At 65.2% G+C, this 11,933-nt stretch carries 8 protein-coding genes; 7 read left to right on the top strand and 1 reads right to left on the bottom strand.

The window, feature by feature from the left end; all coding sequences use genetic code 11:
* The first annotated feature begins 63 nt into the window (after nucleotides 1-63).
* Entirely contained in the window at nucleotides 64-2,616 is a 2,553-nt protein-coding gene (locus EO136_RS11470) for a hypothetical protein (RefSeq protein ID WP_127144557.1), read from the top strand.
* Between the two features lie 3 nt (nucleotides 2,617-2,619).
* A complete protein-coding gene (locus EO136_RS11465; protein ID WP_127144556.1) occupies nucleotides 2,620-3,723 on the top strand; it encodes an NAD(P)/FAD-dependent oxidoreductase in 1,104 nt (367 codons plus the stop codon).
* Nucleotides 3,724-3,806: 83 nt separating this feature from the next.
* On the opposite strand, the gene EO136_RS11460 is transcribed toward EO136_RS11465, so the two are convergent.
* Nucleotides 3,807-5,999, bottom strand: a complete 2,193-nt coding sequence (locus EO136_RS11460) for an alpha-amylase family protein (protein ID WP_164730551.1) — start codon at nucleotides 5,997-5,999, stop codon at nucleotides 3,807-3,809.
* Nucleotides 6,000-6,309: 310 nt separating this feature from the next.
* Between EO136_RS11460 and EO136_RS11455 the strand changes: the two genes are divergently transcribed.
* The 5 genes from EO136_RS11455 to EO136_RS11435 all read left to right on the top strand — a co-directional run bounded on the left by EO136_RS11455 (nucleotide 6,310) and on the right by EO136_RS11435 (nucleotide 11,886).
* On the top strand, nucleotides 6,310-7,146 hold the full coding sequence (locus EO136_RS11455) for a MurR/RpiR family transcriptional regulator (RefSeq protein WP_127144554.1): 837 nt from the start codon (nucleotides 6,310-6,312) through the stop codon (nucleotides 7,144-7,146).
* 146 nt (nucleotides 7,147-7,292) lie between these two features.
* Entirely contained in the window at nucleotides 7,293-8,414 is a 1,122-nt protein-coding gene (locus tag EO136_RS11450; protein ID WP_127144553.1) for an ABC transporter substrate-binding protein, read from the top strand.
* A gap of 52 nt (nucleotides 8,415-8,466) precedes the next feature.
* Nucleotides 8,467-10,212, top strand: coding sequence for an ABC transporter permease (locus tag EO136_RS11445; protein WP_127144552.1), 1,746 nt, complete (start codon nucleotides 8,467-8,469; stop codon nucleotides 10,210-10,212).
* A 10-nt stretch (nucleotides 10,213-10,222) separates the two neighbouring features.
* Entirely contained in the window at nucleotides 10,223-11,284 is a 1,062-nt protein-coding gene (locus tag EO136_RS11440) for an ABC transporter ATP-binding protein (protein ID WP_127144551.1), read from the top strand.
* Nucleotides 11,281-11,886: a histidine phosphatase family protein gene (locus EO136_RS11435; protein ID WP_127144550.1), complete on the top strand. Its 606-nt coding sequence runs from the start codon at nucleotides 11,281-11,283 to the stop codon at nucleotides 11,884-11,886. Before EO136_RS11440 ends, EO136_RS11435 begins: the two co-directional genes overlap by 4 nt.
* The last annotated feature ends 47 nt before the right edge of the window (nucleotides 11,887-11,933 follow it).

Below are 11,933 nucleotides of genomic sequence, written 5' to 3'. Positions count from 1 at the left end.
CGATAAGGTAGCGCTAACAGGGCGCTACGATCCCGCCCAGTATTACGATAAGGACGACAATCGATGACCAGCATACAGCGGCTTGTGGCCGCCGCAGGCGATGGCACCCCTCAGAACGAGCAGATCCAGTGGGCCAAGCGGGAGGTCGGCCTCGCGCTCGAGGCCAACCCGCTCGGCCCAAAGGGGTTGGCCATTGCGATGGGCGCGGCGGAAGAGGTGCGCGCGGCGGCAGACCGGGTCGGCGTCCGGCTCGAAGAAGCGGCAGAGAGCCTGGCGCTGTTTACCGAGGATGATGTTCTTTACGCCTGGGGCGCGGACATGCGCGGGCTGGTGTTTGCGCTCACCGAGATTGCCGACCGGATCGTCCATTCGTCGGACGGGCAGCTGGGGCATTTCCCGCTGGCGGAAACACCGGCCGCACCGATCCGGTCGATGGCGCGGCTCTTTTGCTCCGAGCAGGAAGACAAGCCCTGGTTCTACGACAGGCAGGGGTGGCGCGATTATCTCTCCATGCTCGCCTATAACCGGTTCAACAGGTTCTCGCTGACCCTGGGCATGGGGTACAATTATCCCTACCACAATGCCTGGATCACAGACGTCTACTTCTACTTCCCCTATCCGTTCCTCATCGACGTCCCCGGTCACAATGTCAGGGTCTCCGGGCTCTCGGACGACGAGCGCCGGGACAATCTCGAGATGCTCAAGTTCATCGGGCGGGAGGCGCGTCGCCGGGGGCTGGATTTCCAGCTCGCCTTGTGGACGCAGCGTTACGATTTCGAGGATTGCCCGCGCGCCAATCATGCGATCACGGGCATTACCGACGACACGCTCGCGCCCTATTGCCGCAAGGCCATCTCCAGCCTTTTACGCGAATGTCCCCAGATCACGGGGCTGACCTTCCGCGTGCATGTGGAGGGCGGCATCGCCGAGGGGGATTACGGGTTCTGGGAACAGGCCTTTGCCGGTGTCGCCGATTGCGGACGCCCGGTGGAAATCGACATGCACGCCAAAGGTCTCGATCACAGGATGATCGATATCGCCCGGGCAAGCGGCATGCCCATCACCGTGTCGCCGAAATATCTAGCCGAGCACATGGGGCCGCCCTACCACCAATCCGCGATCCGGGAGAAGGAGTATCCTCCCGAGACGGCGCGGTCCCAGCGCGAGCAATTGAGCGAAGGGTCGCGAAAATTCCTGCGCTATTCCTATGGCGACCTGCTTGCCCGGGATCGCGACTACAAGGTGCTCTACCGCATCTGGCCAGGGACCCAGAGGTTCCTCCTTTGGGGGGATCCGGCCATGGCCGCCGGCTATGGGCGCAGTTCGCAGTTCTGCGGCTCGGACGGCGTGGAATGGTGCGAGCCGCTTTCGTTCAAGGGGCGCATGGGGACCACCATGGCTGGCCAGCGCGCTGGCTACAGCAAGCAGGGCCTTGCCACCGGGCGCGACTGGGAGCGGTATGCCTACCAGTACCGGGTCTGGGGCAGGCTGATCTATAATCCCGATGCGCCGCGCGAGAGCTGGATGCGGTATCTCAAGCGCGAATGCGGGGACGCAGCAGAGCCGTGTGAAAGAGCGCTCGCGCTCGCCAGCCGCATCCTGCCGCTGATCACGCTCACCCACGGGCCCTCGGCGTCCAACAATTTCTACTGGCCGGAAATCTATACCAATCTTCCGCTTCTGGAAGGTTCGGGCCGCAGGGCGTACGCCTTCGACATGGAAGGGCCGTTGCGGTTCGGCAATGCGCCGACCTTCGATTCCATGCTCTTTGCCACGGCGCGCGAGTTCGTGGCCGAGCTTCATGAGGTAGGCACCTGCACGCGCTATACCCCGCTCGACGTCGCCGACTGGCTCGATGGGCTGGCGCAGGGATGCGAAGCGGAACTTGCCGCCATGGGCAGTGGTGTCGGCGCAAGCGGCGAGACCAAGCGCATCCGGGGCGATGTGGGCATCCTTGCGGGCATGGCACGCTATTTCGCCGCCAAGTTCAGGGCCGCCTGCTGGGCCGAGCTGTATGTGCTGACCGGCGCCTCTACGCTGATCGATATCATGATCGCGCATATGGAGGTCGCCGTCGAGGGGTGGCGGGGCGCGGCGGCGGTATCGCGGGAGCTGTTCCCCGACGACATCACGTTCGGTCCGCAGAGCTGGCTGCGCGGCTCCTGGCACGGTCGGCTGGCTGAGATCGAGGCGGAACTGCTCGAGCTCGAGGCCATACGGGGCGCGCATGTGGAAACCGTGCGTCCGGACGAGAAGGGGCAGCGGACGGCCGATGCCATTCTGGGCCGTCCGGCCACCGGTAGCGATGAGCTGGCCGAGGATATGCCCTCGACGTTTCGTGCCGGCGAAGACGTGGTGGTGAAGGTCCGCGGCGAAGCTTCGGCCGCGCGCGTGCTGCATTACCGGCATGTCAACCAGGCCGAGCGCTGGCAGTCGGTTGCGATGACCTGGGAGGCGGGACGGTTCTCGGCGGTCATCCCGGGGGCCTATACCGACTCCCGGTTCCCCCTGCAGTGCTTCGTTTCGGGTCAGAGCGCAGGCAGGACGGTGCTTTCGCCCGGGCTCGACGCCAATTTCTCGAACGAGCCCTATTACACGCTGGCTCAGGTGGACTAGGCCGTGGGCGAGATCGTGGTCATCGGGGCCGGAGTGATGGGCAGCTCGGTCGCCTATTGGCTGACCGAGCGCGGCCATTCGGTGCACATCGTCGAGAACGCCTATCCGGGCGCGGGCGCGTCGGGTGCGAGTTTTGCCTGGGTGAATGCCAATGCCAAATCGCCCGGCCACTATCATGATCTCAATGCCGCGGGCATGAAGGCGCACAGGGCACTGGCCGACCGGCTGGGCACCGACCGGTGGATCGCAGGGCGCGGACATCTGGAAATTCGAACCGGGCAGGGGGCGATCGGGGCCCTGGCCGACAAGGTTGCCAGACTGCACGCGCGGTCCTATGGCGCCGAGATCCTCGATCGCCATGCGGTTGGCGCGCTGGTGCCCGAGCTGGCCCTGCCCGGGGACGGGGAGTTGGGGGCGGTCTTTTATCCCGATGAGTTCTGGATCGATCCCACGGTCTACATTGCGACGGTGCTCGCCCATGCTGTCAGATCGGGAGCGCGGGTGACCAGCGGGGACCGCGTTGCAAGACTCGTCCTGTCGGCGCCGGAGACGGTGTCCGGCGTGGAGCTGGCAAGCGGGGCGGTGATCGGGGGCGATCTGGTGGTCAACTGCACCGGTGCGGCCGTAGCCGATCTCACCGGTCAGCTCTCCTGGACGATCGCGATGGCCTCGACGCCCGGGCTGCTGGTCTACACACGCGCCGCACCGACCACGCTCGATACCATCGTGCGGTTCGATGGGCTCGAAATCCGGCCCGATGGGGGCGGGCGATTTCTGCTGCACGATCATGGCGTCGATGGGCAACTGGCGACCGAGGCGCAGGTCGCGGTGCTGGCGCAGCATTTGCTGGACACGGCGCGTAAGCGGTTCCCCGCGCTGGCCAATGTGGGCATCGAGAGCTGGCGTACGCCGCTGCGCCCGCTGCCCGGTGACGGTTTGCCGTTGGTGGGCCGACCTGGCGGGGCGTCTTCGTACTATGTGGTGGCGACCCATAGCGGGGTCACGCTGGCGCCCCATCTTGGGGCACTGATCGCTTCGGATATCGACGGCGAGGATCCGGAAGTTTTGCGGCCCTACCGGCCCGATAGGCTGATGACCCGGACATAGCACCTCTCCGGCCATCGAGGCTTCACGATCAGGGCAGAACGAAAAACGCCCCTTCATCCAACGCGGAATGAAGGGGCCATTCTTCAGTGCCAGTCGATGACCACGACCTCGTGGTCGGTGACCGCCTCGATATCGACCTCGGCGTATCCGTTTTCCATTGCAGGCGTCACGTCAGTGTCGGCAACGCGCAGGCGGGCAGCGGCGGCGGTTTTGCCGTCGGGCGCCTTGATGCGCACGCTCAGAGGGCCCGATGCGACCAGAGTGTGCTGCCGGCCCGGAATGGGGCTGGTGGTCAGGCGGTGGTTGAGGTGCAGGATCGATCGACCGGGCTGACAGTAAAGCGTGGGCGAGACAAGCCCGTTGCCTCCATGGAGGTCCACGGCCGGATGGCCGCCGATGGCCCATTTGACCGCGTTGGCGATCAGCCGGGCGTGGTCGGGCAACTCGTCACGCGCAAAGCAGCGGTCAAGATCTGCGATGAACCAGATCAGCCTGCCGCCAGCGCTCGTGGTTCGCATGGTGATGGCGGGGATATCGGTGCGCGGGTCGCGCATCCAGGAGGTTTCAGGCGGAAAGATGGGGAAGGGAGGGACATAGGTGGCGAGGACCTCGACGTCCTCATATGTCCTGAAGACAGGGAGGTGGCCGCCGAAGGGCACCGTGTCGGTCAGATCGAACCCGTCAAAGAGCGGACCGCGCCCGCCGGCAGTCCTGGAGGCTTCGGGATCCGCGGGGCCGTAGACGCCACCACGCAACTCCTGGGCGAAGCGCAGATAAGAGTGTCTGTCGCAGACCTCGAGGCTGGGGTCCGCGGGCCCGATCCCGCCATGAGCCGCATCCTCGCGCCGCACGCCGAAAAGAGCCTCGAGCGCCAGACGATCCCGCGTGTTGCCCTGGGCGTCGCGGATGCCGGTCTCGGAGGTGGCGATGACCGAGCCACCGGCCCGGGCGAACGCATCTATCGCTGCGACATGGTCGTCCGACAGCGCGCCCATGTCGGGAAGGATCAGCACTTTCACGCTTTCCGGCAGGGCGGCGATGTCGTCGGCATGGACCGGCAGATAGGTCAGCCCGGCGCGATCCATGGATTTGACCGCGCCGCGATAGGACGCCATGGTCCGGTCGGTCGCCTGGTCGCGGCCATGAAAGTCATGGTTCTGCTGGGACCAGACGATCCCGACATCGGCAACCGGCACGCGGTTGAACAGCACGTCCTGGTTGTCCTTGTGCCAGGCAAAGAGGGGCTCGGCGGTCTGGTACTGTCGGCGATCTTCGTGGCAGGAGCCGATGTGGTGCCACCAGGGCTGGATGCCGCCGGCAAACCCGGACGTGGCCCAGAGGCGAATTTCGGCCTCGGGCATGGTGGCGAGGCGGAACGCCGGAGAACCCAGCTGGTACTGGGGCGTGCTTTCGGGGATGTGCCTGTCCCACCCCACGAGCTGGTGGAGACGCTTTCCGGCCTCGGTGTTGCCCTCGAAGCCGTCGATGGCGTTGCGGCGCTGGTGATCGAGCATGACGATCTCGGACCGGCTGAGGATCGCCTGGAGATCGATGAACCGCTGGCCGTTGTAGATCACATCGCCGCTGATCATGCCCATCCAGCGGCAGTGGTCGCCGCCGGCCTTCATGGTGACGGCGTTGTTGAGTTCCCAGAGCCGGGTGCGGCACGCGAAGTTCCACCGGATCCAGTCACGATAGATGGCGCTGTTCCAGTCGTGGGCGCGGGGCAGGTCGTGGCCGGAGTGAGCGCGGAACCCCTCCCTGCAATGATCGCAATAGCAGATGCTGTCCCGCGGTAGGCCGGCCCAGCTGTTGTCGGCAAAGCCGTCGGGGCTGCTGCGCTCGATGATCTCCTCCATCACGCGCGGCAGGTAGTCGTTGTAATAGGGAGAGTTGATGCAGGTGACGTATTTGTCGGCGCGCCGATAGGGAGCGCCATCGGCATTTACAGCCATCCAATCGGGATGGGCCTGGAAAAAGTCTTGCGATACCCGATTGGAGTCCATGCGGGCGATGACGGTGAGGCCCTCCTGGCGAGCCGCGTCGACGATCTCTCCGTACAGGTCCCTTGAGCCGAGCGTTTCGGCCCTGTGGTGCAGCGGGTATTTCGAGGGATAGTAGGCGACGATACCACCGGCATTGACGATAACGCCCTGAATTTGAGTCTTTTTCCAGTGCTCGCGCCACCATTGCCCGTCATAGCGGAGGGGGTCGACCTCGACCAGATTGGTTTGGCCCCAGCGCAGGGTGGTTCGATACCAGGGTTCTGTCGTCATCGGCCGTTTCCTCTCTGGACCATGGCTTACAGGCGCGGGCGGCACACCCGGCCCTCTTCTCGGTACCGTTACCATAGCGCGCTCGTTAGCGCTACCATGAGTTGTCGAGAACGGTGACGCGACGGCTTTGACGGGGCCAGGTCAGGTTGATTTGCTGCCGGGCGAGCGCAGACGGTTCAAGGAAGCGTCGAGATACGCTGGTGCTGCGAACTGAGGCGCGGTCAATCTCACTTATGCAATTAAACTTGCATAAGTGAGATTACTTGCAAGTTATCCTGCATGAGAGTATCGTCGGCTGACAGGAGGAGCGATGTCGATACTTGAGCGCGTACAGGCCGTGGCTGAAAGCCTGACGCGGGCCGAGCATCGCCTTGTGCGCGAGATCATTGCCAAGCCGCGCGATGTTGCGCTGGGAACGGCATCGAGTCTAGCCCAGAGTATCGGGGTTCATGAAGCCACGGCATCCCGGTTGGCCAAGAAGCTGGGATTTCAGAACTACGCCGGCTTTCGCGACGCGATCCGGGACGAATTCATCGTCAGGGCCGATCCGGCGGTGCGCGTGCGCAATACTCTCGAGGCGGCGCAGGGCGGCGATTTGCTCTCGGACCTGATTGCCAGAGAGATCGAGGCGCTGACGGCGCTGCAGAGCTATGTCGATAGCGCCAGGATCGCCGGGGCGGCCAGGATCGTGTCAGCAGCCCGGCGCGTCTTCATCTTTGCGCGGGGCAATGCGGTTACCCTAGCGGTCATGTTGTCGCGCCGGTTGCTGCGCATGGGCATCGATGTCGAGATCCTGGCGGGTGACGGTCGGGACCTGGCCGAACAGGTGCTGCGGCTCGAGCGTGAGGATGTGCTGGTCGCCTTCGCGTTCCGGCGCCAGCCGCGCCATTATGGCCCGCTCATCGAGCGGGCGCACAAGGTGGGCGCGCAGACGGTTGCGATCTCGGGCTCGCTGGGTCCTGCCCTTGCGCCGGCCCCCGGGCTTCTGCTTTCGGCCCCGCGCTCGGGCTCCAATGACGGCTTTCAGACGCTGACGGTGCCGATGGCTATCACCAATGCGCTGGTCCTCACCATGGCGCAGATGAACCGGGATGAGGCGCTTGAGCGTCTGGAGACCCTGGGCAAGCTGATCGACGATTTCGAGTAGCCGTGACCCGACCGGTCGTGAAGATGACCGGGGCATTCGACGTGCCGCATTCTGCAAGTTATATTGCATGTCATGGGAATGTTGCAAACTTGTGTGCAAAAGGAGGGGCCGGCGCCGCCGGACCGCACTCACTGGAGGTTCAAATCATGGTTCTCAAACAGATGCTTTATTCCACGGCTGTCGCGGGTCTGCTGACCGCACCGGCCATCGCGCAGGATCTCGACGCCATGAGCGTGGACGACCTGCTCCCGCTCGCCCAGCAGGAAGGCACCGTGACGGTCTACTCGTTCACCAGCCGCATCGCGAGCGTCGAAGCCGCGTTCGAAGAGGCCTATCCGGGAATCGACATGATCGGCTTCGACATGAGCTCGACCGAGCAGATCACCCGTATCCGCGCCGAATCGGACGCCGGCATTTCCAATGTCGACGTGGTCTATATTTCCGATGCCCCCGTCGTGGTGACCGAATTGCTGGAAGCGGGCCTGATCGCCAACTATGTGCCCCCGCGCATGGACGGGCGTCTGGACGACGAGTTCACCAGCCCGCTGCTGGCCCAGCGCCTTTCCACCAAGGTGCTGATGTATAACGAAGAAGCCAACCCGGACGGGGCGCCGGTGGACAATCTCTGGGCGCTTACGACCGAGGACTGGACAGGTCGCGTGGTCATGGTCGATCCGCTGCAGCGCGGCGACTATCTCGACCTGATGACCGAGATCGTTCTGCAGTCCGACGCTATGGCCGAAGCCTACGAGGCCCAGTTCGGCGAAGCGATCGCCCTTGACGCGGACGCCCAGAACGCGGGCGAGCAGTTTATCATCGACCTGTTTGCCAACGATGTGATCCTCGTGTCCTCGACCGACGATGTGAACGCAGCGGTCGGCGCGACGGGCCAGGACAATCCCCCGGTCGGGTTCACCTCCTATTCGGATCGCCGTGACAATGAGGACGAGGGCTGGGCCCTGCAGGTCGCCAATGACGTGGCGCCCTCCAACGGCATCATCTTCCCGGCCCTGATCGGGCTTGCGACCAACCCCGCCAACCCCGCCGCGGCGCGGCTGGCGATCGACTTCCTGATGGGTGACGACAGCGAGACCGGCGGACCGGGCTTTGCGCCCTTCGCGGTGCCGGGTGACTATGCGACCCGCAACGACATCACCAACCACCCCGATGCGGTGGCGCTGGATGAGTTCATTGCATGGCGCATCGACCCCGTTGCTTCGGCCGAAATCCGGCAGGACGTGGCCGATCTGATCCTCGTGCTGCAGTAACATGACCGGCCCCGGCGCCATGGCGCCGGGGCCAACCAAGGAACCGGTCTCGATGACATTTTCCGGAACGATCGCCAGGGTTCGGGCGGGGCAGCTGCCCCAGGGGCTCGTGCTCAAGCTGGTGGTGCTGGCGCTGCTGGGGGTGCTTGTTGCGGCGCCCCTGATGCGCATCGTGCTTGAAACGCTCGCGCCCGATGCGATCGGGGCGTGGACGGATGTGATCGCGTCGCGCCTGTCACGGAACCTTCTATGGGTTCCCCTCTCGAACACCCTGATCCTGGGGTTCGGAACCGCAGTCATCTGCGTTGCCGCTGGCGGCTTTCTGGCTTGGCTGGTGGTGATGACCGACGTGCCGTTCCGGCGCACGATCGCGGTGATGGCGACGCTGCCATTCATGATCCCGGGTTTTGCCACGGCACTGGCCTGGACCACGCTGTTCCGCAATAACCGGCTGGGCGGCCAGTCCGGTTTCCTTGAATCGCTCGGACTGACGATCCCTGACTGGCTGTCCTGGGGAATCGTGCCGTCGCTCGTCGTGCTGTCGGCTCATTATTACTCGCTGGCCTTCGCGATCATCGCGGCAGCGCTGGCGTCCATCAATTCCGATCTGGTCGAGGCTGCGCAGATGGCGGGTGCGCGCCGGGCGCGGATCCTTTCGGGCATCGTTCTGCCCGTCGCGTTGCCGGCGCTGCTTTCGGCCGGCGCATTGAGCTTCGCAGAGGCGGTCTCCAACTTTGCCATTCCCGCCATTCTGGGGCTGCCGGTGCGCATGCAGACCATGGCGACCCGGCTTTACGGGCTGATCGAGATCGGCCAGTCCGGGCGCGGCTTCGTGATCGCGATCCTGCTGATCGCCGTGTCAGCTTTCTTTCTGTGGCTCGGGATGCGGGTCATCAATGGCCGGCGGACCTTTGCGACGATCACCGGCAAGGGCGGGCGGGCCAAGCGCATGCCGCTCGGCGCGGCGCGGTGGCCGCTGTTTGCGTTCGCGGCGGCGATCTGTTCGACGACGACCATCATCCCGGTCCTCGTGCTGATCATCTCCTCGCTGTCGACCTCGTCGTCCCAGCTCTTTTCGAGCTGGACCCTGCACTACTGGCTGGGCGCGTCCAATCCCGATTTCGCGCAGGGGCAGGCGGGGATCGTGCACAATCCCTTCATTCTCGATGCGATCGGCACCACCGTGACGCTGGGACTGGTCGTGGCTGTCACGGGCACCATTGTGGGCCTGCTGGTGGCCTATACCCTGGCGCGCTACCGCACCGGGCTCGCCTCGGGGGCGATCGAGCAGTTGAGCTTCGTGCCGCTGCTGTTGCCGGGGATCGGGTTTGCGGCGGCCTACATCGCCCTGTTCGGCACACCGATCGGGCCGTTTCCGGCGCTTTACGGGACGCTGACCCTGCTGGTCATCGCGGCGACGGCCAGCCTTATTCCCTTTGCGGTGCAGAGCGGGCGGGCGGTGATCCAGCAGGTTTCGGGTGATCTCGAAGAGAGCGCGCGGCTCACGGGAGCGGGCTTCCTGCGCCGGCTGGCCGCGATCACCGTGCCGCTGGCGGCGAGGGGGATCGTTGCGGGCGCGCTGCTGATCTTTGTCAAGATCATGCGCGAACTGGCGCTGGTGGTGGTGCTGTTCACTCCGGCGACCCCGGTGCTGGCGGTCCTTGCCTATCGCTACGCCTCGGAGGGCTTTGCGCAATTCGCCAATGCTATCGCGGTCGTCATCCTGGCCATTTCGGCCCTGGCGACCATCCTTGCCAACATCTTGCAAAACAGGTCCCAGCCATGGCTCAAATCATGAGGCTCCTGCCATGATCGGCATCGACGCACTCACCAAGGATTTCGGCGAAGGCCCTGTCGTCGATGCCGTCTCGCTTTCCGTGCCGCAAGGGGCATTTCTCGTCCTGGTGGGGCCCTCGGGCTGCGGCAAGTCGACCATGTTGCGCATGCTTGCCGGACTGGAAAAGCCGACCAGCGGTACGATCACCTTTGGCGACGTGAAGGTTTCGGACGGCGAGTCCGGCTGGACGATCGCGCCCTCCAGGCGCGACACCGGCCTCGTGTTCCAGTCCTACGCGCTCTGGCCGCACATGACCGTGGCGGGAAATGTGGACTGGCCGCTCAAGGTCGCCGGGCTCGACAAGGCCGAGCGCAGCACGCGCGTGGCCGAGGTGCTGGGTCTGTTGGGCATCGAGCAATTGGCACGGCGCTACCCCAACGAGATTTCGGGCGGACAGCAGCAGCGCGTTGCGATCGCGCGCATGATCGCGCCGAAGCCAAAGATCATGCTGTTCGACGAGCCGCTCTCCAACCTCGACGCCAAGTTGCGGGTGGAAATGCGCAGCGAACTGATGCGGGTGCACAGGGCGACCGGCGCGACCTCGGTCTATGTCACCCATGATCAGGTCGAAGCGATGACGATGGCGAGCCATGTGGCGGTTCTCAACCGTGGGCGGATCCAGCAGTTCGGGACGCCCCGTGACCTGGTGGCCGACCCTGCGACCGCCTTTGTCGCGACCTTCGTGGGGACCCCGCCGGCCAATCTGATCGAGGTGGAGCCCGCGCAGGATGGCATTGCGTTTGCCGGTGAGATCTTGCCGGCGAGCTTCCCGCTCGATGGGCCGGCCCAAGCCATGTTTCTGCCCGAGACCCTGAGGGTTTCCCGGGAGGCGGGGCCAAGGACGATCGCGCTCGAATTTGCCGAAGCGAGCCCGGTGGCCGGGCGTGTGATGGTGACCGGTGCGCGCGCTGGATTGCGGCTTACGGCGGTGGTCGACGATGTGCCGGGGTTCATGCCGGGGGACACGCTATACTTTGCCATACCCGAGGTGCCTGCGGCGTTGTTCTCGGTAGACGGGGAGCGGCTGGCATGAAGCGGGTGATGCTCGTCCGGCACGGGGAGACCCAATGGAACGCTTCGCGCACGTTGCAGGGGCAGGCCGACATCGCGCTCTCGGAAACGGGGCGGGAGCAGGCCGTCGCGCTGCGCAAGACGGTCGAGGCGCTCAGGCCGGAGCGCACCATCACCTCCGATCTCCAGCGTGCGCTCGAGACCACCCGGCTTCTCGGGGTCAACGCGCCGCTGGCTTGCAAACGGCTGCGGGAGATCGATGTGGGCGACTGGACGGGACGCGCGATCTCCGACATCCAGGCGGCCGATCCAGAGCGGTACCTGGGCTGGCGCGCGGGCGATTTCACACCGCCGGGCGGGGAGGCCTGGGGTGATTTCGTCGCCCGGACCAGCGCCAGCGTGGCCGAGGCTCTTGCCATCAGCGACCGGCTGCTGGTCGTGTGTCATGGCGGGGTGATCCGGGCGCTGCTCGAGCACTTTATCGCGCTGACGCCCAGGCGGATCATTCCCGTGGGGCCCGCGAGCCTGACGGTGCTGGCCGAACGGCCGGCGGGGTCGGGCGCCATGCGGCTCGAGCTGTTCAACTATTCGCCCATGGGCCCGATCCTCGACGCCCCGGACTGAGCGGGCGTCTGAAAGATTGATCGGGGCGGCAAGCCGCGCATAATGGC

This window comes from Pelagibacterium montanilacus (assembly GCF_003992665.1).
Lineage (GTDB): Bacteria > Pseudomonadota > Alphaproteobacteria > Rhizobiales > Devosiaceae > Pelagibacterium > Pelagibacterium montanilacus.
Note: the sequence above shows the minus strand (reverse complement) of the source record. Positions and strands in the feature narration are given on the sequence as shown.